Origin of the sequence: Rhodococcus yunnanensis NBRC 103083, from assembly GCF_001895005.1 — a bacterium.
Taxonomy (GTDB): Bacteria; Actinomycetota; Actinomycetes; order Mycobacteriales; family Mycobacteriaceae; genus Rhodococcoides; species Rhodococcoides yunnanense.
Map to the genome: position 1 here is coordinate 1 of NZ_BCXH01000016.1, position 24,928 is coordinate 24,928.

General features: G+C 65.2%; 27 protein-coding genes. 20 read left to right on the forward strand and 7 right to left on the reverse strand.

Annotated features, from left to right (window positions below; all coding sequences use genetic code 11):
- The 4 genes from RY1_RS21845 to RY1_RS21860 all read left to right on the forward strand — a co-directional run.
- On the forward strand, window positions 1-1,266 hold a 1,266-nt coding region (locus tag RY1_RS21845), incomplete at its 5' end, for an ABC transporter permease (RefSeq protein ID WP_218019846.1).
- A 226-nt stretch (window positions 1,267-1,492) separates the two neighbouring features.
- Window positions 1,493-1,888 (forward strand): hypothetical protein, encoded by a 396-nt coding sequence (locus tag RY1_RS21850; protein ID WP_139279946.1) that lies wholly within the window; start codon window positions 1,493-1,495, stop codon window positions 1,886-1,888.
- A 31-nt stretch (window positions 1,889-1,919) separates the two neighbouring features.
- On the forward strand, window positions 1,920-2,498 hold the full coding sequence (locus tag RY1_RS21855; protein WP_072806159.1) for an alpha/beta fold hydrolase: 579 nt from the start codon (window positions 1,920-1,922) through the stop codon (window positions 2,496-2,498).
- Between the two features lie 113 nt (window positions 2,499-2,611).
- Window positions 2,612-2,887 carry a hypothetical protein gene (locus RY1_RS21860; RefSeq protein ID WP_139279947.1) on the forward strand — a complete coding sequence of 92 codons (276 nt, stop codon included), beginning with the start codon at window positions 2,612-2,614 and terminating at the stop codon, window positions 2,885-2,887.
- On the opposite strand, the gene RY1_RS21865 is transcribed toward RY1_RS21860, so the two are convergent.
- From RY1_RS21865 to RY1_RS21885, 5 genes are all read right to left on the reverse strand, one after another.
- Window positions 2,872-4,590, reverse strand: coding sequence for a hypothetical protein (locus tag RY1_RS21865; RefSeq protein WP_245819859.1), 1,719 nt, complete (start codon window positions 4,588-4,590; stop codon window positions 2,872-2,874). The two genes, RY1_RS21860 and RY1_RS21865, sit on opposite strands and share 16 nt — an antisense overlap.
- Window positions 4,590-6,569, reverse strand: a complete 1,980-nt coding sequence (locus tag RY1_RS21870; protein WP_072806161.1) for a hypothetical protein — start codon at window positions 6,567-6,569, stop codon at window positions 4,590-4,592. Before RY1_RS21870 ends, RY1_RS21865 begins: the two co-directional genes overlap by 1 nt.
- 26 nt (window positions 6,570-6,595) lie before the next feature.
- A complete protein-coding gene (locus tag RY1_RS21875) occupies window positions 6,596-7,996 on the reverse strand; it encodes a glycosyltransferase family 2 protein (protein ID WP_072806162.1) in 1,401 nt (466 codons plus the stop codon).
- Window positions 7,989-9,515: a hypothetical protein gene (locus RY1_RS21880; RefSeq protein WP_072806163.1), complete on the reverse strand. Its 1,527-nt coding sequence runs from the start codon at window positions 9,513-9,515 to the stop codon at window positions 7,989-7,991. The genes RY1_RS21875 and RY1_RS21880 overlap by 8 nt, the downstream gene beginning before the upstream one ends.
- 315 nt (window positions 9,516-9,830) lie before the next feature.
- Window positions 9,831-10,436: a TetR/AcrR family transcriptional regulator gene (locus tag RY1_RS21885; protein ID WP_072806164.1), complete on the reverse strand. Its 606-nt coding sequence runs from the start codon at window positions 10,434-10,436 to the stop codon at window positions 9,831-9,833.
- A 79-nt stretch (window positions 10,437-10,515) separates the two neighbouring features.
- Here RY1_RS21885 and RY1_RS21890 point away from each other — a divergent pair, with 79 nt between their 5' ends.
- The 3 genes from RY1_RS21890 to RY1_RS21900 all read left to right on the forward strand — a co-directional run bounded on the left by RY1_RS21890 (window position 10,516) and on the right by RY1_RS21900 (window position 13,877).
- Window positions 10,516-11,418 carry an LLM class flavin-dependent oxidoreductase gene (locus RY1_RS21890; protein WP_072806165.1) on the forward strand — a complete coding sequence of 301 codons (903 nt, stop codon included), beginning with the start codon at window positions 10,516-10,518 and terminating at the stop codon, window positions 11,416-11,418.
- Between the two features lie 121 nt (window positions 11,419-11,539).
- On the forward strand, window positions 11,540-12,607 hold the full coding sequence (locus RY1_RS21895) for a rhodanese-like domain-containing protein (RefSeq protein ID WP_072806166.1): 1,068 nt from the start codon (window positions 11,540-11,542) through the stop codon (window positions 12,605-12,607).
- Window positions 12,608-12,737: 130 nt separating this feature from the next.
- Entirely contained in the window at window positions 12,738-13,877 is a 1,140-nt protein-coding gene (locus RY1_RS21900; RefSeq protein WP_072806167.1) for an acyl-CoA dehydrogenase family protein, read from the forward strand.
- 27 nt (window positions 13,878-13,904) lie between these two features.
- Here RY1_RS21900 and RY1_RS21905 read toward each other — a convergent pair whose 3' ends face one another.
- A complete protein-coding gene (locus RY1_RS21905) occupies window positions 13,905-14,516 on the reverse strand; it encodes a TetR/AcrR family transcriptional regulator (RefSeq protein WP_072806168.1) in 612 nt (203 codons plus the stop codon).
- Window positions 14,517-14,649: 133 nt separating this feature from the next.
- Between RY1_RS21905 and RY1_RS21910 the strand changes: the two genes are divergently transcribed.
- The 7 genes from RY1_RS21910 to RY1_RS21940 all read left to right on the forward strand — a co-directional run bounded on the left by RY1_RS21910 (window position 14,650) and on the right by RY1_RS21940 (window position 19,323).
- Window positions 14,650-15,111: a nuclear transport factor 2 family protein gene (locus RY1_RS21910; protein ID WP_072806169.1), complete on the forward strand. Its 462-nt coding sequence runs from the start codon at window positions 14,650-14,652 to the stop codon at window positions 15,109-15,111.
- 33 nt (window positions 15,112-15,144) lie between these two features.
- Entirely contained in the window at window positions 15,145-15,588 is a 444-nt protein-coding gene (locus tag RY1_RS21915; protein ID WP_072806170.1) for a nuclear transport factor 2 family protein, read from the forward strand.
- Complete coding sequence (locus RY1_RS21920) at window positions 15,585-15,956, forward strand: VOC family protein (RefSeq protein WP_072806171.1); 372 nt, start codon at window positions 15,585-15,587, stop codon at window positions 15,954-15,956. Before RY1_RS21915 ends, RY1_RS21920 begins: the two co-directional genes overlap by 4 nt.
- A 30-nt stretch (window positions 15,957-15,986) precedes the next feature.
- On the forward strand, window positions 15,987-16,451 hold the full coding sequence (locus RY1_RS21925; protein WP_072806172.1) for a cupin domain-containing protein: 465 nt from the start codon (window positions 15,987-15,989) through the stop codon (window positions 16,449-16,451).
- Window positions 16,452-16,479: 28 nt separating this feature from the next.
- The gene (locus RY1_RS21930) at window positions 16,480-16,842 is read left to right on the forward strand and encodes a nuclear transport factor 2 family protein (RefSeq protein ID WP_072806173.1); all 363 of its coding nucleotides are present in this window, start codon (window positions 16,480-16,482) and stop codon (window positions 16,840-16,842) included.
- 184 nt (window positions 16,843-17,026) lie between these two features.
- A complete protein-coding gene (locus tag RY1_RS21935; protein WP_084727713.1) occupies window positions 17,027-17,728 on the forward strand; it encodes a TetR/AcrR family transcriptional regulator in 702 nt (233 codons plus the stop codon).
- Window positions 17,725-19,323 (forward strand): alpha/beta fold hydrolase, encoded by a 1,599-nt coding sequence (locus tag RY1_RS21940; protein WP_072806174.1) that lies wholly within the window; start codon window positions 17,725-17,727, stop codon window positions 19,321-19,323. The genes RY1_RS21935 and RY1_RS21940 overlap by 4 nt, the downstream gene beginning before the upstream one ends.
- Before the next feature lie 14 nt (window positions 19,324-19,337).
- Here the strand turns inward: RY1_RS21940 and RY1_RS21945 are convergent, their stop codons facing one another.
- A complete protein-coding gene (locus RY1_RS21945; protein WP_072806175.1) occupies window positions 19,338-19,931 on the reverse strand; it encodes a TetR/AcrR family transcriptional regulator in 594 nt (197 codons plus the stop codon).
- 104 nt (window positions 19,932-20,035) lie between these two features.
- Here RY1_RS21945 and RY1_RS21950 point away from each other — a divergent pair, with 104 nt between their 5' ends.
- From RY1_RS21950 to RY1_RS21975, 6 genes are all read left to right on the forward strand, one after another.
- On the forward strand, window positions 20,036-20,677 hold the full coding sequence (locus tag RY1_RS21950; protein ID WP_072806286.1) for a hypothetical protein: 642 nt from the start codon (window positions 20,036-20,038) through the stop codon (window positions 20,675-20,677).
- 19 nt (window positions 20,678-20,696) lie between these two features.
- On the forward strand, window positions 20,697-22,175 hold the full coding sequence (locus RY1_RS21955) for an alpha/beta hydrolase (protein ID WP_072806176.1): 1,479 nt from the start codon (window positions 20,697-20,699) through the stop codon (window positions 22,173-22,175).
- Between the two features lie 44 nt (window positions 22,176-22,219).
- Window positions 22,220-22,669, forward strand: a complete 450-nt coding sequence (locus tag RY1_RS21960) for a MarR family winged helix-turn-helix transcriptional regulator (RefSeq protein ID WP_072806177.1) — start codon at window positions 22,220-22,222, stop codon at window positions 22,667-22,669.
- 105 nt (window positions 22,670-22,774) lie between these two features.
- Window positions 22,775-23,752 carry a phosphotransferase enzyme family protein gene (locus tag RY1_RS21965; protein WP_072806178.1) on the forward strand — a complete coding sequence of 326 codons (978 nt, stop codon included), beginning with the start codon at window positions 22,775-22,777 and terminating at the stop codon, window positions 23,750-23,752.
- A 36-nt stretch (window positions 23,753-23,788) separates the two neighbouring features.
- Complete coding sequence (locus RY1_RS21970) at window positions 23,789-24,310, forward strand: phenylacetaldoxime dehydratase family protein (protein ID WP_072806179.1); 522 nt, start codon at window positions 23,789-23,791, stop codon at window positions 24,308-24,310.
- Window positions 24,311-24,358: 48 nt separating this feature from the next.
- On the forward strand, window positions 24,359-24,904 hold the full coding sequence (locus RY1_RS21975) for a hypothetical protein (protein ID WP_072806180.1): 546 nt from the start codon (window positions 24,359-24,361) through the stop codon (window positions 24,902-24,904).
- Window positions 24,905-24,928: the final 24 nt, after the last annotated feature.

Sequence of the window (24,928 nt, forward strand, 5' to 3'; positions counted from 1 at the left end):
AAGCCGCTGCCGCAGGACCCGCCGCGGCAGAGCCCGTCCCCGCAAGACCCGGCGACGCAAGAGCCGCAGCCGCAGGACCCCCCGCGGCAGAGCCCGCCCCCGCAAGACCCGTCGCGGCAGGACCAGTCGCGCGTGATCCGGTTGGCGCAAGAGCCGCCCCTGCAGGACCGGTCGGCGCAGAACCCGTCGACGCAAGACCCGCCCCCGGAAGACCTGTTGCGGCAGGACCAGTCGCGCATGATCTGGTCTGCGTGGCGGCAGAACCGGACGGTTCTACTCGTGTCGCTGACACTCGTTGCGATCCTGATCGCAGCCACACTGATCGCGGGTGTGTACGTTCCGCGCTATCCGCAGTTGCAGTTCTCGTTCTGGCGAAGCTGCTCGCGATGGAACGACGTCGGGCCGTGCAGACCGGAGACAGCGCTGACGTTGTCGACGTTGTTCGCGCTGCTGTTGCCGTTGCTGTTCGGGATGTTCGTCGGCGTCCGCGTCGTCTCACGAGAACTGGACACCGGTACCTTCCGGTGGTATCTCGCGCGCATTGCTGTTGTGTTTCTGCCGATTTCGGCGGTCATGACGTGCCTCGGACTCGCATTGTTCTGGGCGTCGGGGCGGTCCAGGCATTCCACCGACTTGAACGGCGATCCAGCGGTGTCGTTCTCGCGCTTCGATTTTCCGCACTTCGAGACAGCGGGCATCACCCTCGGCGCATACACACTGCTCGCGCTGCTCGTGGGTAGCGCGCTGGCGATCGGGTTCCGCAGCGGGGGCCTCGCCATGCTGGGGACGCTGTTCGTGTTCCTCCTCGTACCCGTGGCGTTCACCTGGATCGCCCGCGAAAATTACGGCACGCCTGCGCTACGAATCGAAGCGATCGACGCCATGAGCCGCGAATCCGAGTACCCACCGAATCCGTACTTCACCACCGACGGAACCTGGGTGGTCGGCGCCGGATACGCCGACAAGGAAGGCGAATTCGTCGACCCCGACACCCGCCGTTGCCGGCAGGAGTATCCGGAGAACTACTGGGCGCCGATCCCAGGTGAGTCGACCGAACAGCGCTCGGCTCGAATGCGACTCGACGACGCGGCCAGGGCTGACGAGTACGACACGTGCCTGCAGGGCCAGGGCGTCGACCGCTTCGATGTGCGGTACTACACCGAGGACCGCTTCTGGCGCTTCCAGGCCATCGAGACCGGATCGATGCTGGTGTTCGCCTCCTGCGCTGCAGCATTCGGGGCCTGGCGACTGCGCCGACTCGGCTGACACTTACCGGCCACTAGGGTTGAGCGATACTGGTGTTCACCTCCTGCGTTGCAGCATTCGGGGCCTGGCGACTGCGCCGACTCGGCTGACGGCTTACGGCCAGCAGGCTTGATCGATGCTGGTGTTCGCCTCCTGCGCTGCAGCATTCGGGGCCTGGCGACTGCGCCCTCTCGGCTGACACTTACGGCTTGCGCTTGCGCTTGCGGCCGGCAAGTAGGGTTGAGCGATGTTGGTGATCGGAAGCAGAACGGCGGTGTTGTCTCCGCCCATGCCCTTCGTGTGGAAGGCATTGATGCATCCTGACCTGCATCCGCACAACCGAGGGTTCCCGTGGCCAGTACTGCTCGAAGGTGGCACGCTACCGCGGATAGTCGAGAGCACTGAATTCGACCGTGTCGTATGGAGTTCGCCGTGGCGCACGGTCCCCGATGTTCTCCTGCAGTTCGATCTCCGCCCCGACACCCATCTTCGCTGGACACTGCTGGCACACGCACCCGGTCCCGATCAGGCGACGATCGGCATGATGCGTGAGCAGGTCAGTCACCTGATCAACATCGATCTCCGGCGCGCGTTCTGCCAGGTTGCCGGGCAGGTGGCCTACGACGTGGTCAAGCTCGAGTAGAACAGTCCGATGCTCCCGCTAGCATGCGCACATGGGAGTAGAGGTGCGGCTCTGGGTGGACAGTGAGCCCGGCAACGATCCTGCCCGACGGGTTCTCGTCCTACCGGGGGCAAGGTACGGCATCGAGCGTCCGGGGCTGGCGTGGCCCGCTCGGGCGCTGACACTGCGCGGGTGGCAGGTCTGGACCGCCGAGTGGAGCATGCCGATGGATCAGCCGTCGGCCGAGCGCCAACCGCTGGTGGACGCCGCCGTCGCCGACTTCGTGCAGCAGAACGACGCGTTACCGCAGCTCGTGCTGGCCAAGTCGGTCGGCACTCTGGCCGCCGGATGGGTGGCCGACCACAGCATCCCGGCGCTGTGGACGACGCCCCTGCTCATCGACGACGAATGCGTGTCGAACATCGCCCGAGCATCGTCGCCTGCCCTGCTCATCGCAGGATCACGAGATCACACTTGGGATGACGACGGAGCCCGCCGCGCGGCCACGACGATCCACCGGATCCGCGGCGCCGACCACGGCTGGCAGACCGGTGATTGGCGGACCGAGCTCGACGCCGTCGAACAACTGACCCGCGAAGTCGAGCGCTTCGCCGCGACGCTCGAGGACTGACACGCGATTCCGTAACGCTCACGGACCCCGACAAACCGGCCATCCCCATTTCCTTGAAACTTAAACAGACCTGAGGTATGATTTGCAATAAGTTCACACACAAGGAGAATGTTATGGCGGTCCTGAACAGCGGGTTGGTAGTCGGTGACCGCACTTCTCATGTTGGCGGCACAGTTGTGGCCGTCCTGACCCACTCCCGCACTGCCGTGCCGTGGACCGCCGCTCTGGTTCTCATGGCAGCGCTGATCCTGGCGGCGGGCTCGTTGTTCGCGCTGTCGCCGGTCGCTTGGGTCGCGCTGATCGCAGTGGCGCCGTTGACCGTCGCGCTGGTCCGGCAGATTCAAGCCGCCTGCTCCGACCGATCTGCCGCGAGTCACTCCGCCGAATAGACCGAGAAGACTCTCCAGCGGGCGGACGCCTCCGGGCCCACCACGCTGATCACTCTCGAACCGAGCCCCGCTCCGTCTTCCCAGATACTCGGATACCGCGTGTTGATGGCGTCGATGGCGCCGTTCGCCCCCGGGTCGGATACCAGGATGTAGCGAATACCGTTGTCTCCCGGATCGTTGAGGACAGTGAAGAAGTCGAGGTCACTGGTGATGACGAACTGATCCGGGCGCTCCGACGCCAACCAGATCCCCCAGCTCTGGAAAGTATCCGACAGAACCGATCCCTCGGGCAGATTCTGCCGATCGAGCCACTCGGCTATCGCCCTGTCGTCCTGGAACAGCTGGAAGTAGTACTGCTGGTCCGGTGGGTGGGTCGACGGCGACACGATCGACTGCAACCCGTACTGCACGCTCTGATTTCCCACCGCAGGGTTCAGCATCGACATCCAGGTCACCGGGATGGACGTCACCGCAACAGCGAACATGGCGAGCCCGGGCAGATGCCGAGACATCGCCGATCCGGACCCTCGCCGCTCCGCGCCCGGCAGCCACCACGTGAGCACCGTGATCACCACCAGTGGAACGACGAAAATGTAGAACCGAAACCACCCGAACGTGGCACCGGTGACCTGAGCCGCAGCCTGGAACACCACGGCGATTCCGAACAGTGCGATCGGAACCAACGCGTCGAGACGCCGTTGCCGGTGCGCCACAACCAATGCCGCGGCCAGTACCACGATGAGCAACGGTTGCATACCGAGGATTCGGGACACCACCACCTCGCCCGCCACGTCCGGATCCACGACGCTACCGCCCTGTAAGTCCGCAGCCACCGACACCTGCGATCCATTTCCGTACTGAGACGTTATCTGCGACAACGCTTCCCCGGTGAGAACCCACCCCGCGATCGCCCAGAACACGAACGCCGCCGCACCGGGGAACCCGACGATGAAACCGTCGTGGAACGCCGTCCCCAGCGCCTGCCGCCGATCGACGTGGCGACGATAGCGTAGCCACGTCACCAGGAACACCGTCCCGACCGCCGCTGCCACTACCGCAACCGCCTCGTAGCGCACCAGATAGCTCGCGCCGAGCGCGAAACCTGCCAACGCGAGATCGACGACGTCACGTGCAGTGGAACCGGTCGCGGGCCCACTTCTGCTCGTCCACAACAACAATCGCCGCACGGCGATGGCGACGAAGAAGATGAACGCAGCCTCGCTCAATCCGGTGGCGCCGTACTCGATGATCATCGGATTGAGCGCGAACGTCGCCACCGCGAGCCATCGCCATCCGGTGGGTACACCGCGGTCCAGCGCGATTCGCCTGATCACCACCACCGCGGCGGCCATGAACAGCGCACTCTGTACCACACCCGCCAGGCCGAGGGTCTTCAGTTCCGGCCACAGTGGGGTGAACAACAGCAACGGGATCTCGGTCAGGCTCGGCAACGGATTCCACACGAACCCGATGGCACCGAGATGCGGGTCTCGGCTCAGAATCGTGTACCCGGCGTTGGCCACTCGCGACGGCCCGTCACCGTCGATCAGGTTGTAGGTCGACGCAAGCACGTACCCGACGATCCCGTAGAGCACCGCACAGCACACATACAGCACGGCTGCCCATACTCGCAGGCGCCGAACTGCTTTCGCACCCGCGCGGCCGACCCTGCTGCCGGGGTCGCGCAGACCGATCGACGTCACTACCGTGATGCCCCTCGGGTGCGCCGTCGGTTCGACCAGAATCCCACCGCGACCACCGCAGCCGCGACGAGCACCGACGCCGCACCGATCCAGATCCATCCCGACCAGCCTCGGTCAGGGGACGAGATCGACCCTGCCGGGCCGTTCGACAGCACCGTCAGTGGCACGGCAACACCGCCGACTCCGGCCGCGATCACATCGCCGGACAGCTCCGACCAACCGAGCCCGCCTCCGTCCGCTCGATCGAGAACAGGACCGACCAGCGACCACGCTCCCGTCGTCGTGACCGCCACGAGAGTTCGGTCGCCGTCCGCGAACACCTGCAACGACCCGATTCCACCGTCTACGTTCAGCGTCACCTCTCGGCTCTCCGCGACGTTCACCGCCCCGTCGTCGTCCGAGAGAGGCGCCGATATACCTGCCGCGGCCAGTGATTCCGCGTCGGCGACCAGCAGTGCCCCCATGCCCGCGCCCGCGACCTGATCCATCGGTGCGAGCATCGGCCTCAGCGGCGCCGACGCCATGGCCTGCATCGACGCCACAGCACGCGTCGCGTATGCCAATCCGAGCAAGCCGCCCGCCTCGGGGTCCTGCTCGTCGAACGCGACCTGGAAGGTCGGCATCATGCTGGTCGGCAGCGATCTGAACCCACCGACTCCGCCGCTACGCCCCGAGACGGTGACCGTCGAATTCGGGCTGATCGCGAACTGCATCGGAGCGGTGAAAGGAGTGCACCCGGCCTGCGGGCTGTAGGTCAGCGCCAGGTTCAGGCCGACGGTACGGGCCATGGCTCCGCCTGTGATCGGAAACGTCGTGTCCACTCGCCCGCTCGAGTCCAGTTCCTGCGAATGCACCACCGATCCGCCTGCGGAGATCGTCACCGTCGCATTGTCACCGTCCGCGACCGGGGTGTAATCGGCCATGAGGTGTATTTCGGCGCTTCCCGGCTGGGCCAACCCGAACGAGCTCGCGTCGAAACCCGAGAACAGCTGATCCGAGCCGAGAACCGATGTGGATGCGGCAGCTCCCAGCTGCTCGAACGTCAGTGTGTCCGTACCGAGCACCACGTCCGATCCGAGCTCGGACACCCTGCCGGCCGAAGTCTGGATCAGCTGATCGAGACCGGTCGAGAACAGACCGACCTGGTCCACCAACGACGAGTCGGTGCCGCTCAGAACCAGAACCGACCCACCACCGGAATCGACGACGCCTGCGCCTGGCTCGCCGCGGTCACGCACCACCACCGAACGAGTCGATCCACTGCCCGCGGGCGGAATCGGCGCCGACCGGTCGAGCGGCCGCACGAACACCTGGACCGGAATCGGATCGTAGCGGCGCACAAGGGCCGCAGCCAGATTCAGCACACCCTGCCTCTCGGCGTTCGTGGGCGCTGGGTCGACGAAGACGTCGACCCCGGTCAGCAGTGAGGGAAAGAACTGCTGGACGGTTGCGGGGAACACCTGATCCGCCGTGGTCGAGGAAGCAGCGGTGAAGGACGCGGCGAGATCTGCCGCCACGAGGCGCTGCGCCGGACTGCACACCGCGCGTGCTCGGTCGAACGGCCGGACGCTCATCCGCAGAGTCGCCGCCCCGCCGTCGACTCTCGCACCTGTGACGTCGATCGAGAACGGTGTGACACGCTGCCCCGCTTCGACATCGGGGATGTCCGCGGAACCGAGGAACCGGCCGTCGGAGGAGGTGACCTCCAGATATCCGCGGCCGAGTTCGATCGGCGCACGCAACTGACCGGTCAAGGCCACGATCGAACTGCCCGACGGAACGGGAATCCGCACCGTCTGCTCGACGTCCGCTGCATCGAACACGATCTCGGACGCGAGACCCAGTGCGGGCCCGCTCATCACAGTGGTCTCGACAACGGCGTCCTGCTCGGCGGACTCCTCCGGCTGGGCCGACGCCGTGGACGGTGACCACACCGCCGCCATCGACACCGCCAGCCCCACAGCACAGAACGCCGTCATGATTCGACGACAACCGAAAGCAACCATCACGTGCCCTCACCCTCGTTCGACAGTCCGTGGACCGTCTTCTCCCAATACGACGCTCGAAAAAAGAGCTGAAACAATCCTTTGACGGCCGCGAACCCCTGCAGGACCCAGTAGGCGGGCACCGTCAGCGCGGCGACGAGCAGATACGGCTTCTCGGTGGCGCGCGTGGAGATCATCCCCAGCAGCAGCGTCATGACGTTGCCGACGGTGAACAGCAGCAGGCTGACGTAGTACACCGCGCTGGGAAAGAGCTTCTCCATCACGGCCGGTTGGCCTGCGTACCAGAACAGCACGCTGCACCAGAAGAGCAAGTTGATGACATTGCTCAGCGGCATCCCCAGCGTCGTGTTCGCGAATCGCAGGGTCGCCACGGGCCCGATCTCCCGAATCAGATCCCTGGGTGAGCGAAAGTGCACCAGGAAGGTCTGCAGGTAGCCCTTGTACCATCTGGACCGCTGCCGAACCCAGTTGACCGCGTCACTGTTGGCTTCCTCCAACGTCACCGAATCCATGAGCGCTGTTCGGTACCCGTTGCGTGCCAGACGAACACCGAGATCGGCGTCCTCGGTCACATTGAACGAGTCCCATCCGCCCATCTCGCGCCAGACACTGCTCCGGAAATGATTCGACGTCCCACCGAGCGGGATGACGCATTTGCTGCGCGCGAGCGCCGGGAGCATGTAGGTGAACCACTGGTCGTACTCCATCGAAAACCACTTCGTCAGCAGGTTCTGCTTTTCGTTGAAGTAGCCCAGACGAGCCTGGATGCACGCCACCTCGGGCGGCGACTCGGCGAACATCACTGCAGCCCTGCGCAGTTGAAGTGGATCCGGAATGTCCTCGGCGTCGTAGATCGTGGCGTATTCACTGTGCTCGAGATCGAGCGACATACCGTAGTTGCAGGCCTTCGGTTTGGTGCGAGGATCGCTCGGCGGCACCAGAACCGGCGTCACACCCTCCACGCGCCCTTCCTCGAACGCCTCGATGGTCGCGGTGTCGTCGGCTTCGAGCAACAACAGAATGTCCAGCTTGTCCTTCGGGTAGTCCAACCGCCCGACCCCGTGCATCAGCGTGCGCACGATCTCGGGTTCGTCGAACACGGGAAGCAGCACTGTGTAGTGCGGCAGTTCGTCGTCGGGAACTGCCAATGCCCGCTCGTCCGTGACCAGGACGGCGACACCACCGCGCAATCCGATGAACAGCAGGTAGGTCTTGTCGATCGTCGAGACGAGGTAGTACAGCGTGATGATCACGACGACGGCGGTGAGCGTCACATCGGTCGCCAGCACCAACGCAGCCGCCAGCAGCAACGCGAAGGCGAGTAGTCCGATCACCTGACCACGTGAAAACGTGACGGCCGCCGACCATTTCGCGGGTAGTTCCTGGACGAAATCAGCCATCGATATCACCGCCGGACAGGATCGTCTCGACGGTGACCGCAAGCCCGTCCAGGTACTCGTTCGAGTCCTCGGACTCACCGGTGTCCGGGGAGCGGGCCAACCAGCTGATCGGACCCAGTATGGTTCCCGCGAACGTGGGCTCCTGGGGCAGCGGCACGTTGTACGGCTGCTGCGCGCGCTTGGATTTCATGAGGTAGATGCGTTGATACCGCGTACCCTCCTCGTCCGAGTGCGTCTTCCACGTCCACCCCAGCGCCGCCCACAACGGCTCCTCCGGTGACCGGACGTCCTCGGCGCCGTTCTGTGAGCCTGATGCCACTACGCCGCCGATCCGAAAGAACTGGTCCGATACTCGCGCAGGCGGATTGGTCGCGTACCAGATCGCGCCTCGGAAGTTGGCGAGGACGCCTGCCGATTCGGCGGTGAAGACGTCGAGAAACAGCACCTCGTCAGGTGCCTGGGCGACGTCGAGCTCGTATCGGACCACCGAGCCGCCCGGACCCATGAAGGCCGGGCCCCAATCGAATCGGGTGTGCTCGTCGACGCTGATCCCGTTCGAATCCGCGAGGCGGTCGAGCCAATCGGCAGGGGCGGTCACCATACTGTCCGCGCGGACGCGAGCGGCCGGCCCCGGTAGCAGCGCCAGCACCGTGACGGCGATGACGCCGAGCACCAGCACCGAGATCAACGACCGTTGCGGCATCGCCAGATACGCCGATCTACGCACACCGGTGCGACGGAACTCGTACACGGCAACACCGATCGACGTCGCAGCAGAGGGCAGCAACAGCCCTGCGATGCTCGACAGCGGCGTCAACAGCAGAGCGCCGAGAACGGTCACCATCGCAGTCGCGAGCGTCAACCACCAACGCCCTGATCGGTGAGCCAGCGCCAACCACACTGCGACGCTGTTCAGAACAGCGACGACCAAGCTGAACGCCAGTGGTGTCCCGCCGAGCTTCGCACCGATGATCAGCACCGTGCCCGGGAAGCAGAACACGGTGAACACCAGGATGCGCCAACCTCGAAACGACCGTCTGACGCCGAAGTTCAGAATGCATCCGCAGAAGACCCACGCGAGAATCGGCAGCAACTCGATGTGCCACAGCGTCGCCGACGCCAGCAGCCGTGGCATCGCCAGATAGATGCATCCCGTGACGACCACGCCTATCGTCAGCGCCGCGATCCAGTCCAGCTCCTTGTCGTTGATGACTCGGCCTCGGGTGTTCTGGTCGATTCCGTACCCGATGTTGATCGCCCACGTCGGAAGCAGAACCAGATAGAGCGTCGGCGAGCCGTCGATGACCGCGAACAGGTTGGCCGACAACGCTGGAGCGAACGCGACGGCCGTCGTCACCAGAATGAGGAGAGCGCGGCCGGTGAGAGTCCAGTTCCGGGGTGCCAGTGCTATCTGCGACACGCGGTAGCGCAGATCACGAGCCGACTCCGCGGCGATTGCCGTGCGTTCGCTGTAGGTCTGTGCGCGATGCGCAGGCCCGGCGCTGCGCTCCGGAATCATCGGAGAATCCAACGAAACTCGACCACGACGGACATCGTGCCTTTCACTCGGCGACGCCTGCCTCTCCCGATCATCGAAAGCCCACAGAATCGACAACCGGGAGCCAGGGCGGCATAACAAAGAGTTACTTCACTCCGAAGTAAAGCAAGCAAAGCGCTACGCCGAGCGAACTTGCGAGCAAACAATGAGTTACTTCACACTCGATCGACCGAGAACAAAGGGCGACGCCCGGTTTACTGCGAAATTCTCTCTCCGCGTTGGTTTTGCGACGGATTGCGCAGTCTTCGGTCTCGTACGCCCGCGACAGTCCGTGCGTTATTTCACCGCTGCGCCGAGTGTGGCTACCGCCCCGTAAGCCGCACGGGCGATGTCCGCCAGGAACTGCGGATCGAGCGATTTCCCCTCGTTCTGGACGCGGTGCTGAATCGGGCCGCACACGATGCTGTACGCCGTCGAGCAATCGATGCTCTTCTCGATCTCCCCCCGGACGAGTGCTCGCGCGAGCACTGCCTCGAGCGCTGCCTTGCGGGGTGCGATGAACCTCTCCGTGACATCGCGGTGGAACTGAGGATTGCGCCCGAGCTCGGCGATGACACCGTCGTCGAGGCCCTTCGGGTCGACACACGGCGCATCGGCGAGAAAACGAACGAACGCCGACAGATCGCCCTGCAGACTTCCGGTGTCCAGCTCGGGTAATGCTGGGGCAAGCGTCGCCAGCGCGGCACCCACCAGATCGTCCTTGGTCTGCCAGCGCCGATACAGCGTCGCCGACGACGTACCAGCGCGTTCGATGACCGCGCCCATGGTGAAGTCGCCGTACCCCTTCTCGGCGAGCACGTCCAATGCGGCGTCGAGCAGCGAGCGGTCGGCATCACCGCTTCTGCGTCGCCCACGTTTCGGGGCATCGGCTTCGATCGTCACGGAGTTGACACTACCCGCTTTTTCGAAAAGACTGCATTTCGAAACACTTCAATTTCGATTTGTGACGAGAGGTCGAACCATGCGCAATCCCACCGACATCGGCGCAGCACGACAGGCGTTGGGACGCGTCGGCGCCTTTCTGCCGAACATTCCGTTTGCGCCCGCAACACCGGTCACGGCCCAGCGACATGCGGTCACCCGGCTCGAACGTGGCGGTTACACGGCGCTCTGGGTCAACGAAGGCGTCGGCGGCAAGGACGTGTTCGTCCAACTGGCGACACTGCTCGCCGCATCCGAGCGGATCACCTTCGGCTCCGCCGTCGCCAGCATCTGGGCGCGCCCGCCCGCAACGGCGCACGGAGCCGCCGCACTCCTCGAGGACGCCTACCCGGGCCGCACCGTGCTCGGCCTCGGCGTCGGATATCCGGAACAGGCTGCCGCGGTGGGCAGCGAGTTCGGCCGGCCGCTGAGCACGATGCGCCGCTACCTGGAGCAGATGGACGAACCGCACGCCATGACGCCTGCCCCCGACGTCACCTACCCTCGCATCCTCGGCGCCAACGGGCCGCGAATGCTGGGCCTGGCAGGCAAACTCACCGACGGCGCCATCCCCACGCTCGTCCCCGCCGAGTACACCCGCCGCGCCAGAGCGATACTCGGGCCGGACAAGCTGCTCGTCGTGGGGCTCGCGGTCGTCGCCGACGCCGACCTGGGCCGCGCCCGTGACACCGCGCGGCTGTTCGCATCGCAGACCATCAACAGGCCGGGATCGCCCTACGCCAAGAATCTCGCGGACCTGGGATACACCGGCGACGAGTTGGTCGAGGCGGTCGTCCCCTACGGCGGCCCCGCCGAGATATCGGCGGCCATCGACACACACCTCGAGGCCGGGGCCGACCACGTCCGCATCAGCGTCGCGGCCCCGGACTTCGCGGCGGGGATCGACCAACTCGAGTGGCTGGCCGGTGGGATACGGAATTAGAACCAGCGTGAGCGATACCCCGAATTCGTAGCGTTCGACCAGGTCAGGACGGCTGCGTCCACGTGCGGGTCACACGTCGACGCCACCGAAGTTCGCGGGTTCGGCGCTACTCTCTGCACCCATGAGCACAGCGATCGACGCCCCGACCCTGCGAGCGTGGCTCGCCGACGACGCCGAACTGGCCGTGTTGGACATTCGGCCGACCGAGGAAGTGGGTTACGCCTCACCGCTGTTCGCGACGAACCTGCCCGCGGACCGCGCCGACGCCGAGATCGGCAGATTCATCCCCCGGCCGAGCGTGCGGACCGTGCTCGTCGACGGCGGCGACGGCGCCGCGGAGGCACTGGCCGCGCGACTCGAAACCAGTGGGCGCAGCGCACTGTTCACACTGACCGGCGGCATCGCAGAGTGGACGAAAAACGAGAGCGACGCGCAGCCGACTTTCGACATCCCCGGCCGCGATTTCTCGCTGAAGATCCGCGACGAGCGTGACACCCCGTCGGTTTCCGCCGCCGAACTCAAGACCCTCAAGGATCGAGGCGCCGACGTCGTCGTCCTCGACACAAGAACGTTGCCCGAGTTCACCGCAGGCCACGTCCCGGGCGCCGTCGCCGTGCCGGGCGCCGAGCTGCTCCTGCGGTTCGCCGACGTCGTCCCCTCGCCGGACACACACGTCGTCGTCTCGTGCGCGGGACTGCCGCGTGCGATCATCGGCGCGCAGACACTCATCGATTCCGGTGTGGCCAACAAGGTTTCCTACCTGTACGACGGCACCAAGGCCTGGATCCAGGAGAATCTGGACCTCGAGACCGGCGCCACCGCCGTGTACGGGCCGGTGGACGAGGAGGGTCGAAAGCGCGCCGCCGAACGCGTCGACGCCATCGCAGCGAACGACGACTTCCCCGCCGTCGACCTCGGCACCGCCCAGCAGTGGGCAGCGGATCCAGGTCGCACCACCTACCTCCTCGACGTGCGCACGCCCGAGGAATTCGAACGCTCCCACCTCGACGGGTCCATCAACGCCGAAGGCGGCCAGCTGCTCGGTGTCTCGCACCGCACCATCGCTGTGCGCGGCGCACGGGTGGTGTTGATCGACGATCCCACCGGGGCACGTGCTGCCGTCGTCGCACATTGGTTGCAGCGGCGGGGGTTCGAGATCGCCCTACTGACACACGATTTCGACGCCTGAACACGCCGGTACCGGGGAGAGCGACCATGACCACCATCTCGACGATCGATACCACCAGCGGCGGGTTCGAGATCGCCCTGCTGACACACGATTTCGACGCCTGAACACATCGGTACCGGGGAGAGCAACCATGACCACCAGCATCTCGACGATCGATACCACCAGCGCCGACGCCGTCGATGCGGCCGAGAAGATCCCCGTCGTCGCGCGCGCCCGCGACTTCGCACGCGACGAACTTGCGCCGCACGCATTGCGTACCGACGTCGACGGGGTCAGCCGCGACATCGTCGATCGACTCCGCACGTTGGGATTGCTCAATGCCCATGCGCCGCTGGAGTTCGGCGGCGCCCAGCTGGACAAGGCGGGTGAGCGCGCGATCCACGAACACATCGCACACGGCGACTTCAACACCTGGCTCGTATGGGCGCAGCACAGTGGGTTGGTGGCGCAGTACGCCGAACGTGCCAAGTCCGGTCGGCCGCTCGGCGATGCCGGCGAACGGGTACTGCGCGGTGAAATCCTCACGGGCACAGCCATCAGCGACGTCCGCCACTACCCGCGGCGGTACATCCGCGCCACACCCGCCCCGGGCGGATGGCTCATCGACGGAACCGTCTCGTGGGTGAGCGGGTGGGGCGTCAACGAGCTGCTGAGCGTCGCGGCGATCGATCCTGCCACCGAAACTCGGCTGCTCGTGCTGGTCGACGTCGCAGACGAGAAGGTCAGGTCCGAGAAGCTGCCGCTCGTCGTCGCGACCGGAAGCCGGACGTGGCGTGTGAGTTTCGACGCGGTGTTCGTCCCCGAGTCCGACGTGGTGGCACGCGGGCCGATCTCGGACTGGGACACCAAGGACCGCAACGTCATCAGTGATATCCGTGCCCACGCCTTCGGGGTGGCTCGCGCCATCTTCGACGAGCTTAAGGCGTCGGACAATCCGAAAGCCGTCGCGGTGCAGGAGGCATGGCAACCCAGGTTCGCGGACCTGCGCGCGTCCGCATACGGGCTGAGCGATCGCGCCGAGGCCGATCCCGAAGGCCCACAGCACTTCGAGGACCGGCTGGCGATCAAGATCGAGACACTTCGCTCACTGAGCGACATCGCTCGCGCGCTGGTGATCTCGCGTGCCGGCTCGGGAATTCTCGGAACGGACACCGCGCAGCTGCACGCACGCTCGGCGCTGTTCCTGCAGATTCAGAGCCAGAACTCGCTGTCACAGGCAGCCCAGTTGGACGACATAGCCGCCCTTGCCGAGGCTCGAAACACGCTGTAGTACAGCCTATCCCGAGCGCAGGGCGGCTCAGTCGGTCGTCTCGGTGGCCGGCAGGCGCATCCACTCGGGCAGGAGAGCCAGCAGACGGACACCGATGTCGTCGGGATCGCAGTCGGTGTTTCCGCCGACCGCGGCCGAGAACACACCGAGGACCCCGGACGCCGCAAAGACGTCCTCGACCGCGTTGTTGACACCGGACTCCTCGTCGTCGACTCCGAGATCGCGCCGAAGTGCGCGGAGTCGATCCAGGAGGAGATCACCGATCCCCATCAGCCCGCTCGACGACCTCCAGGTCGACGCAAGAAAGAACAAACCCTTGCGCTGACGCAGGGACGCGAGCATGGCGTTGAGTGTCGCCAATGCCACGGTGGCCGGGTCTGCTCCCAACCTTCGTTCGTTGATGTTCTCGTCGTGGAACGCACGGAAGTCGTCGGCGATCACGAATACCGCCGCCTCTTCGACCGAGTCGAAGTGGTTGTAGAAGGTGGCCCGGTGGATACCCGCCGCTTCCGACAGCGCGGAGACCGAGGGACACGTCTCGGTTTCCTGCATGTACTCGGCCAGCGCATCCGCGATGGCCCGCCGGGAGCGAGTGAAGCGTGGATCCGACTCCACCCGCGGGGACTGTGCTTTCACCATTGACGACCAACTCCTTCGATGATTCTGCCTTCGCAGCCTACCACTATTCGACATTCGTCGATTATCTATTTGACACCTGTCGAATTGAGTCCTACGTTGGTCCATGCATCGCCCATCGAAGTAAGGAACCGCAATGTCGGACACAACCACCACGCTCACGGACAAGCTCGCCGTCGTCGAGACGCTCTACCGCTACGCCGCAGGCCTCGACCTGCGCGACAAGGACCTTCTGTCCTCGGCGTTCGCAGAAGGCGGAGTCGCCGACTTCGGACCTGCCACCAGGAAGGCCGGCCACGAGTACCCGCCGATCGAAGGCCGCGAGACCATCGCCACCGCCCTGCTGGCCTCGCTCGATCACCTCGACACCACGCATTCGGTGAGCAACCCACGCGTGAGCATCGACGGTGACACCGCGCACCTCGAAGGAATCGTGGCCTGCCAGCACCTGCCCAAGGGCGACCATTCCCGCCACGTCCTCATGACCAACCGCTACGACGTCGACCTGGCCCGGAGCGGCGACGTGTGGGTCATCTCTCGCGTCACCGTCGACAACGCATGGACCGAAGGCGACCCCACCGTCCTCGCCGGCATCTGACAAATTCGCTTCCCTCGACAAGATTGGAATCTCATGAGCGTCCCTTCCGGCAGCAGTGAAATATACGACCTGCTCACCACATACGCCTTCGGCCTCGATCGTCGCGATTTCGACGCCGTAGCAGGAGTTTTCACCGAAGACGCCGTGGTGGAGAATGTCTTCGACACCTATCTGCCGGAAGGCGCGACGTTCGCCAGCACCACAATCGGCGGCAGCGCAGTCGCGGAAGGCGCTCGGGCCCTGTTCACCAGGATCGACGCGACGCAGCACCTGCTGGGCGCTCAGACCGTCGAGATCACGGGAACGACGGCACGCGCTTCCACCCAGATCGTCGCCCACCATCACAAGGCCGACGGTTACTACCACACGGGTGGTACCTACGAGGACGAGCTCGTACAGACCTCCGATGGCTGGCGAATTTCGCGGCGTACCTTGCGAATCTCGTGGACTACCGGCAACCCCGGCGTGTTCGCATGAGCTCGCGTACTCCCGAAATCCGTTATCTGGCAGTCACCTTCGACTGCCCGGACCCCGCCGCGCTGGCCCACTTCTACAGCGAGGCGCTCGACATCCCCGTCACCGTGTCCACCGACGGCTTCGTCCTGCTGGCACGTGAGGGTGCGCCGGGAATCGGCTTCTACCGGGTGGACGACTACACACCGCCCACCTGGCCGAGCTCGTCCGTGCAGAAGCAAGCCCATCTCGATCTCGGGGTGGACGACCTGGATGCGGGGCAAGCCCGCCTCGTCGCCTTGGGCGCGGCGGTAGCCGACGTCCAACCACTGCCCCAACGACGTCGCATCCTGTTCGATCCGGCCGGACACCCTTTCTGCATCACACTCTGAACAACCACAGCACTCAGGAGGAACCTCACCATGAGCATTGCACTCGTGCGAAATCCCGGTGACGGAACTAACTTTCAGTACCACAACAACGTGATCGAGCAGGTGGCGACCAACGAGGAGACCAACGGCGCGGTCAGCGTCATGCGGCTCACCGTCGGCCGCGAGGACGCCCCGCCCCTGCACACTCACAGCCGGGAGGACGAGAGCTGGGTCGTCCTCTCCGGCCGTGTCCGCTTCTGGGTCGGGTCGAACACGCTCGACGACTGCGAGGTCCACGACGCCGAGGAAGGCGCGTACATCCACGTCTCCAGGCTCGTGCCGCACACCTTTCAGACGATCACGTCCAACGCCGAGGTGCTCGTCATCAATAACCCGGGTGCCATCGAGGGGCTTTTCCACTCGGTCGGCCCTGGCGGCGGACGTCAGGTCACCGATCACGCCGACCTCGCCGCGCAGTACGGCGTCGTGAATCTCGACAACCCGCCTCGCGCATAGATTTTCGCGACAATCCGAAGGATCACCGATGAGCAAGGAACTCGAGAACAAGGTCGTCGACTATCTCCAGGCATTGGAGAGAACCGATTGGCAGTCGGCGCGAAGCCTCTGTGCCGCCGACGCGACCGTCTGGCACAACGACGGCAAAGGTGACGAGACACTCGACGAATATTTCGACGGGTTGAAGGTACAGATCGGCCTGTACCAGTCGATTCGGTACGACATCATCCGCCAACTCTCACAGGCGGGAGGTGTTCTCCAACAGCACGTCGTGCGCGTGGTGGCGAAGAACGGCGAACGCGGCGGGGTGCACGCAGCGGTCTACTTCGGTTTCGACGAGACCGACAAGATCACCCGCATCGAGGCGTACGCGAACTACATCCCCGAGTAGTAGAACCGTTCTCTCGTAGCGGTAGTGCACAGCCCTGTCGACGAACTCGATGCCGACGCGATCTCCGAGATCGAGAGGTCGTCGCCGGCGTCGACACCCTTGTGTCACTTAGTGACAGTTTGCTACGGTCGTCATGAGCAAGACGAACGACCCATCAGGCAACCCACCCGACGGGAGGGCGCGAATGACGAAGGCCGCCAAGGACAGTCCATCGCCGCCGGACGCCAGCCGGCTTCGGCAGTCTCGGCTCGACGTGTCACGAACAGCGGTCGAGCTGATCTGGGACAAGGGTCTGGCCCGAACGAGCGGCGAGGACATCGCAGCGGCAGCAGGAATATCGGTCCGCACACTCTGGCGGTACTTCCGCAGCAAGGAAGCATCGGTAGAACCTGTTCTGGCGCAATCGGTTCGGTGGTTCACCGCCAGCCTACAACGCTGGCCGCAGACCGAGTCGATCGAGGACCATCTCGCCGCCGACTGGGAGCGGCATCCGCCGTCGCATCAGCAGATCGACGACGACCTGGCCGCGATGAAAGTCATCACGCTCGCTCGGACGACACCGGAGTTGCGGACCGGGTGGTTGATCGTCTGCGACGAATTCGAACGTGAAATCGCTCCCACGGTGGCCTCGCGCCTCGGGCCCGGCGCCGACGAACTGACCGTCGGGCTCAACAGCGCTGCCGTCATCGCCGCGTTTCGCCTCGTCAGCGAAGCGGTGAGCGCGCAGGTCACAGCGGTACCCGACGGCACACGTCACACTGCGACACAGATCCCCGGCCGAGATGTCGACGCCGCGTCTCTTCTCGCGCGCGCGATCCGACTCGCCACACCCGAGCCGATCAGCAATCCCCTCCCGTACGCCGACGACAGGAGCCGATCTCGATGAGCACAGCCCCCTGGCGCGACCCCAGCAGTGATCACCGCAGCCGCCCGCGTTTGTTACTTCGAGGGGCCGCCGCCGCCGGCGCGCTGCTCCTGACGCTCGGGGCGTGCGCCGACGCCTCGGACTCCGAGCAGGAGGCCGACCCCTCGGCGGACGTTCAACGCTTCTACGATCAGGACCTCGTCTTCGGCGCGTGCGACGGGTACGCCACCACGGCCACGGACGAGACCTCGTTCTCATCGGATCCCGCATTCCAATGCGCACGCCTCGAGGTGCCGCTGAACTACGAGGAACCCGCAGGTCGGACCGCACAGATCGCAGTGCTGAAGTCCCCAGCCCGAGGCGAATCGACGGGATCACTCGTACTGAACCCCGGCGGTCCGGGCGGGCCCGGCATGGGCATGGCGGCGCTGACCTCGACGACCCTAGCCGGCAGCCCCGTCTCCGAGAAGTTCGATCTGGTCGGTTTCGACCCACGAGGCGTCGGTGCATCCACGCCCACCATTCACTGCTTCACCGACGCGGAAACAGATGCAGGCGACGCCAATACGACCCTCCTCGTCGGTGAAGGCCAATGGACCGAGGACGACACGCGACGCATCGCCGACCAGTGCGCCGACGGCTCGGGCGGTGCCGACGTGCTCGCCCACGTCGGCACCCGCGACGCCGTCCGCGACATGGACATCCTCCGTGCAGCCCTCGGCGACGAGAAACTGACCTACCTCGGCCAGAGTTACGGCACACGCCTCGGCGCCGTCTACGCCGAGATGTTCCCGCAGAATGTGCGGGCACTCGTCCTCGACGGCGCAGTCGACCCCCAATTGGGCACTGCGGAACGACGTCTGACGCAGTACGCAGGCTTCCAGCGGTCGTTCGATCAGATGGCCGCATTCTGCGCAGGCACGCCCGATTGCCCCCTGGGCAACGACCCAGCCGAGGCCACCCGCGCCTTCCAGGACACGCTCCGCCCCCTCATCGATCGGCCCATCATCGCCCCGGACGGACGAGCGATGGATTTCAACACCGCGTTCGGGGCTGTCTCCGCGGGACTCTACGACGCGGCGGCATGGCCGGCGATCATCAAGGGCATCGAAGAGATCCAAACCGGCAGGGCGGACATCTTCTTCGTGCTCATCGACGCCGTCGCAGGCCGAGACGAGAACGGCCACTACGCCAATTTCAACGACGCGCTCCTGGCCATCAACTGCATGGACGAGGAGCGAAGCACACCCGAGCAGCAGGTGGATCTCAGAGAGCAGATCCAGCAAATCGCCCCGGTCAGCGACCCGGGTAACGGTGCAGCCGGTGCACGTGACGCCTGCGAATTCTGGCCTGCCGAACCGACTCTCGGCTACCCGTACGCCGACAACATCGAAGGATTGCCCACGACGTTGACGATCTCGGTCACCGGCGACCCGTCCACCCCCTTCGACGCAGGAGTGAGCCTCGCCGACACCCTCGGCGGCGCCATGCTGACCGTGGACGGCGAACAGCACACCATCGCCTCCTCCGGTACAAGCGAGTGCGTCGACGCGGTGGTGGCGGACTACCTGATCGGCCTGACAGTGCCTGCGGAAGACACTCGCTGCGCGATCTGATACCGGTCTCTGCGCTACCTCTGTGTCCCCAGGACCGCGTCGACAGCGAAATACAATGTCGCCGTTTCGTGTTCGAGAGCGGATACCTCGAACGGCAAGGCCCGCTGTATCGACAGGCCGTTCAGCACGGTGTTCAAGAAGTCCGCGTGCTTCGCCGAATCATCGCCGGAGCCATGGCCTTCCTTGGCCAGCGTTGCCAGCCAGTGCTCCATCCGGCGCCGTCCCTCGTCTTCCAAGCTCTGGTAGGCCGCGCGCATGGCGTCGGTGGGTTCGGGGACGATGAACGCCTCGAAGACCTTGATCCACCCCTGACGCTTCTCGGTTCCGGTCTGCGGGGCGAGTATCTGTCGCAGGCACTGCACCAGCCGATCGCGGGCGGGTACCGTGCGGTCGTGGATCACGTCGTCACCAGGCGTCGCGACGTCGTAGATCGTCTCGAGGACGGCGTCGCGTAACGCTCGCTGCGTCGGAAAGTGGTGTCGCAACGACCCCATGCTCACCCCGGCCCGCGCCGCTACCGTGCGGACACTCAGCGTCGACGCCGGGTCTTCACCGAATAGTTCGCACGCCGCGACGATGATCTTCGCGCGCGTGTTCAGCTCCGTCATTGCACCCTCCCACCTTCGATTAGCACACCGTACTAGCACGGTGTGCTAGCGTCGGGTCATCGCACGCAACAGTACAGCGTGCTAGTCCCAGGAAGGAGATGCAGATGGTGTTCGACGAGTGGAAGCATCGCCGGGCGGCAAGCCGCGTCCACGTCGGCGACGGATCAGCACTACAACGCTTTCGATGGTGGCAGCTACCCGGCAGGGCCCTGTTCTACCTGCGACTGGACCGACTCGAGTACGCCGTCGACGTTCGGCATTGGCAGAACCAGAGCTCCGGTGAGGTGAAAGCAAACCTGTATCGCGACGGTCGACGCCTCGCCGTGTCGAAGCTGCCCGCAGAATTCCCCGTCGAAGACGGCATGATTCAGGTGGCGATGAGTGGCGTCGGGATGAAGCGTTGCCATTACCTCACCCACGACGGCAGCGAGCACGCGCTGACCCCTGACCCTGCGTCGGCAGAAGGTCGTCGCGCACGCCTGGACAGCAGGCACCCCACTGTCAGCCGCGCCATCGGTGTCGCCTCGGTGTTGCTCTTGCTCATCGGCGTTGTTCTTCTCGTACTGCAGATCGCCGAGCCGGTGTCTCGCATCCCACCGATCGCGGATTCGGTCGGCAGCGTCACCTCCCCGATCGATGTGCCGGTGTGGCTGAACATCGCACTCGGCGTCGGGGCCGCGGTCGCCAGCGCAGAACGCTCCCTTCGGCTCCGCTACCACTGGCTGCTCGACGCAGCCGGCAACTGACTTCCAGTAAGGACTCTCCATGAAACTCGGACCGACGACCGCAGCGGTCGCTGCAACAGGCATCCTCGTCGCCGCATGCGCACCCACCGACCCTCCTCCGGAACCTGCCCCCGACGTACCGCCTGCCAGTTGGGCCGCATGCCCCGACGACTTCGACAGCACCGGAATGCAGTGCGCCACTGTGCCTGTGCCTCTGGATTACGACGACCCTGGCGGCGAACAGATCGAGCTCACCATCTCCAGGTTGGCGTCGAAGAATCCCGACGAGCGGCGTGGGGTGTTGTTGCTGAACCCGGGCGGGCCAGGCGGTACCGGTGTGGATCAGCCCACGTTTCTCGAGTCGATGGGCATGCCGCAGAGCGTCTTGGACAGCTACGACCTCATCGGGATCGACACCCGCGGGGTCGGGCACTCCTCGCCCATCAGTTGCGGGTTCACCGACGACATCGGGTATTACGGCGCGGTTCCGCCATACGCCTTCGACGACGCAGCATTCGACGAACAAGCCTCGGTGGCACAGGAAGTCGCCGCACGGTGTGCCGCCAACGACGACGGGCGCCTGCAGCACGTGACCACGGCCAACATGGCGCGCGATCTCGACAGGATCCGAGCCTCGCTCGGTGAGGACAAGGCCAGCTTCCTCGGTTACTCCTACGGCACCGCCCTCGGCGCGGCATACGCGTCGATGTTCCCCGAGACGTCCGATCGAATCGTGTTGGACAGCAACATCGGCGACACCTATCTCGACCACGACGGTATGCGTCGATATTCACGCGGGATGGAAGAGACGTTCCCGGATTTCGCGAAATGGGCTGCAGCGAACCATGATCGATACGGTCTGGGCAGCACGCCGGAGGAAGTGCGCAGCACCTACTTCGCCATTGCCGACCGACTCGATCGTGCGTCGGTGGACGGGATCGACGGCCGACTGTTCCGGCTGGCGACGTTCGCCACTCTCTACAATCCCAGGTCCTACGAGACGGCCGCGGAGAACTGGGTGGCCATGCGTGACGGGACCCCGGACGGGGAGCAGCCACCGATTCCCGCGACGCCGTCGACGACGGACAACACCTGGTCGGTCTTCCTGGCCGTCACCTGCAACGACGCCGAATGGCCCGACGACCCCGCTACCTACCGGCAGGCCATCAGGGAAGACAGCGCCGCGTACCCACTCTTCGGTGCGGCTGCCGCGAATATCATGCCGTGCGCGTTCTGGCAGTCCGAACCCGAGGCGCCGGTAGCGATCGACGACGACGGTCCCACGAACATCCTGATCGCACAGCACCAGCGCGACCCCGTCACCCCACTTCTCGGCGGTGAGCTGATCGCCGAGAAGTTCAGCGACCGGTCGAGGCTACTGACCGTCGACGGAAGCGGCCACGGCGTGTACGTCCTCGGCAAGAACGAGTGCGCCCAAGGCGTCATCACCGACTACTTGGTCGAGGGCACCATGCCCGAGCAGGACACCACCTGCGAAGCGTCCGTGCCCAATCCGTGACACACGCTTGACCTCGAGTGGCGTTGAGGTTCTACGTTCGAGGCATGACTTCCACGAGGCCTATGCAACCGCCCGCACAACAGCCCATCGGTTTCTGGACGGTGCGCGCCGGGGAGGCGATCCGTGCGCGCACCCGCGGCGCTCTGCTCGAGGTCGGCGTGTCACAGCCGGAGTGGTGGCTCCTGCACCAGCTGTCCCTCCGTCCCGACGGAATCGATCGAGCCGAGACCATCGAGAAGATCGGCCACAACGACACCCCGGACGCCATCGTCGACGCCATCGATTCCGCTGTTGCCCAAGGGTGGGTACGCGAGGTCGGCTCGACACTCGTATGCACCGAGTCGGGTCTCGAACAGTTCGAACGCGCCTTCCAGGTTCAACGGGACCTGCAGGCCGAGCGGATGCAGGGCATCAGTGACGCCGACTTCGCCACGACGATTCAGGTTCTGCAGCGAACCATCGACAATGTCGGCGGCGCAGCGTGGCACTGGTAGTCGAACAGTGCCGTGGCCCTACAAGATCGTCAGTACCGGTGCGGCGGCGAACCCGGAGCCTTCCAACTCTGTCGACGCGGGCCTGCCGTTCGATACAGTCGAAAGATGTTGCCGCTCGGACTGTCCATGCTGTGGGAGCAGTCGGTCGATCCTTCGGGCGCGCTCGGCGAGCGATTCGGATTCGACAGCGTCGCCGCCGCCGAGACCTGGGTGTCCACGGTCCTCGCCCGGACATGGGGCATCACCGCGGGCGGCTGCACGCGCATCGTGATCAGTGACCATAATGCGATCGTCTGGGTCGACAGCAATCTCGGCCCGCTGGTGGTGAAGTGGTCACGGGCACGCGAGCGATTCGCAAGCCTGGCGTCGTCGTCCGAAGTGTTGCGCGGCCTCGGGGAACGCGGCTTGCCCGTCGCGGCACCGATCGCGACTGTGGACGGACTCGACCGCGTCGTTCTGGGCACGCCGACCGGTCCGCTGTCGGTGACGGTACTGCCGGAGCTGACCGGGGATTGGCTCGATATCGACGACGAGTCAGCGGTTCGATCGGCGGGCACGCACCTCGCGGAACTGCACGACGCTCTTCGCAGCGTGCATGTCATCGACACCGCGCCTCGCCTACAGCCGCTGCACCGACGCGTCGAGAATTGGTTGGCCGACGGCGATCGCGGATTCGCACCCGATGCGTCACGCCGAATCGGCGAGCTACTCCCGTCACTGCCCGCTCTCGACGACGAACCGCAGTTGCTGCACAACGATTTTCGCGCTGCGAATATTCTGACCGAGAACTCCACCGTCGTCGGAATCCTCGACTTCGACGAGGTGCTGATCGGCCACCGTGTGCACGATCTCGCCAAAGCCAGCGTCTACCTCGGCACCCGCTTCACGGATTGGCGTCCGACACCGCCCGAGGTGCAGCGCACCTTCCGAGCAGGGTACGAGTCGGTCAGACCACTCGGCCCCACCGAGGCACGCTGGCTGGAGCTGTTGGTGTTGTGGCAGGCCGTCATCGCCGTACCGAATGCCGACGACACTGCCGGATGGGCGTCGACGGCTCTTGACCTCGGTGCAGGTGGAACGTAAAGATCGAGTGGGGATACCGACCACAGGGGGCGTGCGATGCGTGTCGACCGTTCGACCGTAGATCTGTCCGATTACCCGGACCTGGTGGTGGTCTACCTCGGGATGCGGGTCAACCGTCCACGAGGGTTGTTGCGACTGCTCAGGACTGGACCTCAGATCACCAAGTCCTGGAAGGACGAACCCGACGGACTGCTGCTGCACGAGGACCTCATCTGGTCACTGCTCCCCCCGCACGCCGGGATGCGGCAGTACTGGCGCGACCTCGACAGCCTCGAACGCTGGACCCGCTCCGAACCTCACCGCGAATGGTGGACGGCGTTCCTCCGCGACTCGGGCGGCACGGGGTTCTGGCATGAAACGTACCTCCGGCGTGGCGGCATCGAAGCGATCTACGACGACATGGCCAAGCCCACCGGTCTCGCACGAATTGCCACACCGGTCCAAGCCCGTGGACCGATGTTCTCGGCTCGACGCCGCGCAGGTGACGGCAATCCGGCCACGGCAGATCCCGTCGTCTCCGAAGGCAGCTACTACGCGGACAAACCGAAGGCGCACTGACACTTCGGTCATCGCGGCGCCGAGCCGCGGTTATGGCATGATCTCGGCATGTCCGACTGGCTGACCTTCGCGGGTCCGATCGTGTTGGCGCTGATCGCCATCGCCTCCCCAGCCATCGCATCGCGTCTCCGCGGCCGCGATGCCCGCGAGCGCATCAAAGCCGACATCGAGATCCTGAAGCAGCTCGAAGAGGGCTCGGCCGCACAGAAGACGATGCGCTACAGCATCGATCGGCAGGCCGCAGGGTTGCTCGGCGCGTTACCCGGGCACCTCTCACCGTCCGGGTCGTTCAACGCGCGTCAGGTGTTTCTCTTCGGCATCCCGTACACCGGTGTAGCTGCTGCCGCGGCCGCCTTGGCCTCCCGGTACGACGTGTCGTTCGCATTCGACCCGATGATCCTCTTCTGGACTGCGTCGGTAGCGTGCGTCGGATCGTTGCTCGGCTACCTCGCCTGCGACAAATCGTTGCGCGACGACGTACAGGAGATCCTGTCGATCGCCCGCAGCGACGTCTCGCTCCACGCCTCCGACGACGGCCTCGAAAACGAGGAGCTGGAGAACGAGGGCGAGCCGGATCGTCCGGTCGATGCCTGACGTCGGCGCATATGTCACTTCGCA